3 protein-coding genes are annotated in these 1,534 nt (G+C 67.1%); all 3 read right to left on the bottom strand.

Annotated elements, in window-relative coordinates; all coding sequences use genetic code 11:
- Positions 1-492: HD domain-containing protein (locus tag ACIY1X_RS26355; protein WP_399686599.1), on the bottom strand; the 492-nt coding region annotated here is incomplete at its 3' end.
- Between the two features lie 97 nt (positions 493-589).
- The gene (rpoZ, locus tag ACIY1X_RS26350; protein ID WP_038206659.1) at positions 590-793 is read right to left on the bottom strand and encodes a DNA-directed RNA polymerase subunit omega; all 204 of its coding nucleotides are present in this window, start codon (positions 791-793) and stop codon (positions 590-592) included.
- 44 nt (positions 794-837) lie between these two features.
- On the bottom strand, positions 838-1,458 hold the full coding sequence (gene gmk / locus ACIY1X_RS26345; RefSeq protein ID WP_399686602.1) for a guanylate kinase: 621 nt from the start codon (positions 1,456-1,458) through the stop codon (positions 838-840).
- Positions 1,459-1,534 lie beyond the last annotated feature (76 nt).

Below are 1,534 nucleotides of genomic sequence, written 5' to 3'. Positions count from 1 at the left end.
CTTGATCAGGATGACGCGCACGTCGCGCGCCATCGCCAGCAGCATCTTGCGGAAGGATTCGGCCTGGCCTTCCTCGCGGGTGTTGAACTGCAGCTTGTCCAGCTTGGTGAGGCCGTCCACCAGTTCGGCCACCGGGGCGCCGAAGCGCTCGACCAGGTCGGGCTTGGTGACGCCGCAGTCCTCCATGGCGTCGTGCAGCAAAGCGGCCATCAGCGCCTGCGCGTCCAGCTTCCATTCCGCGCACTGCGCGGCCACGGCGATGGGGTGGGTGATGTACGGCTCGCCGCTGTTGCGCAACTGGCCCAGGTGGGCTTCGTCGGCGAAGCGGTAGGCCCGGCGCACCTGCTCGACGTCCTCGGCGCCGAGGTAGTCCAGCTTGGCCGTCAGCGCGGCGAAGCTGGCCGCGGCCGCGTTCAGCGCAGCCACGTGCCCCGGGGCGGCGGCTCCGGAGGAGGGCTGGGCCGCGGATTGCGGCTGGACGACGGCGCTCATCGCCCTACTTTAGCGTGGCATTGGCCGTCAAGCCCCCGGGCATAAAAAAAGCACCGCATGCGGTGCTCCTTTGTGTGGCGGCGGGGCGTCAGTCGGTTCAGCCCGGCACCTTCTTGAGCATTTCCAGCCCGACCTTGCCCTCGGCGATCTCGCGCAGGGCGGTGACGGCGGGTTTGTTCTTGCTCTCGATCTTGGGCGCGTGGCCCTGGCTCAGCATGCGGGCGCGGTAGGTGGCGGCCAGCACGAGCTGGAAACGGTTGGGGATTTGCTCCAGGCAGTCTTCGACGGTGATGCGGGCCATGGTGGAAGTCTTTCGGAGGAAAGGGGAAGAAAGCGGGACGCTCTTCAGGAAATGCCCAGCGCGGCGAAGGTGTCGGCGCGGGCGCGGCGCTGGGCGGAATACCGCAGCCGCTGGGCGTGAACGATCGCTTTCAGGTCGAAAAGCGCACGCTCGAACAACTCGTTGATTATAACGAAGTCGAACTGGTCGGCCTGCGCCATCTCCTCGGCGGCATTGCGAAGGCGCATCTCGATGATCTCGGGTGCGTCCTCGCCGCGCCGCTCCAGCCGGGAGCGCAGCTCCTCCCAGCTCGGCGGCAGGATGAACACCAGCACCGCATTGGCGAACACCTTGCGGATCTGCAGCGCGCCCTGGAAGTCGATCTCCAGGATCACGTCGGCGCCCATCGCCACCCGATCCTCCACGGCCTTCTTGGAGGTGCCGTAGCGCTGGCCGTGCACGTGCGCCCACTCGACGAAGCCGTCGGCCGCGATCATGGCGTCGAACTCGGCCGGCGAGACGAAGAAGTACTCGCGCCCGTGCTTTTCCTGGCCGCGCGGCGCACGGGTAGTGTGCGAGACGGAGGGCTGCACCGCCGAGTCGAGTTCCATCAGCGCCTTGACCAGGCTCGACTTGCCGGCGCCGCTGGGCGCCGCGACCACGAAGAGATTGCCGGGATAGTCCATGGTGAGGGTGTTCGTCACTCGATGTTCTGCACCTGCTCGCGCATCTGCTCGATCAGCACCTTCATGTCGACGCCGA

The organism is Xenophilus sp., from assembly GCF_044462705.1.
Taxonomy (GTDB): domain Bacteria; phylum Pseudomonadota; class Gammaproteobacteria; order Burkholderiales; family Burkholderiaceae_C; genus Xenophilus; species Xenophilus azovorans.
The sequence above is the reverse complement of the archived record's forward strand: the minus strand, read 5'-3'. Positions and strand labels throughout refer to the sequence as shown.